Below are 520 nucleotides of genomic sequence, written 5' to 3' on the forward strand. Positions count from 1 at the left end.
CCCGCCGGTCGCGGCTAGGGCGGAGGCCGCGGCGGTGACTCCGGTCGCGGCGAAGAAGGCGCGCCGGCTGGTGGCGGGGCGTTCGGGTGCCTTGGCGGCGAGGTCTGAGGCCATGTCCGGCCACTGCTGCATCCGCCACAGCCGCGTGACCAGGATGCGGAGCACGATCAGGCCGGCCATGGTCCCGATCAGCGAGGGAATCGCGTCCAGCGGCTTCACTCCCGCCCGGGTCACCACGCTGGCAACGATCACCGCGCCCATCAGCAGCACACCGGCGACGCCGAGGGCCCACTTGCGGTACGCCACGATGCCCAGGATGCAGGCGAGGATCAGGATGGAAACCGCCATGCCGACGAACAGGGCGAGCTTGTCGTTGGTGCCGAAGGTGGCGATCGCGAAATCCTTCATCCACGACGGTGTGAAGTCAATGAAAGTCGAGCCGAGGGCGATCACCGGCGTTGCCCGCGCCGTAAAGAACGCGCCGATCAGTTCCGCCACGGACAGGACGACGGCGGCCGCC

General features: G+C 69.2%; 1 pseudogene (running past both ends of the window). It reads right to left on the minus strand.

What is annotated here, in order from left to right:
* Positions 1-520 (minus strand): annotated as a pseudogene (locus K789_RS21960) (molybdopterin-dependent oxidoreductase) (it extends past both window edges: 1,006 nt to the left, 29 nt to the right).

This window comes from Arthrobacter sp. TB 26, from assembly GCF_000427315.1.
Classification (GTDB): Bacteria; Actinomycetota; Actinomycetes; order Actinomycetales; family Micrococcaceae; genus Arthrobacter.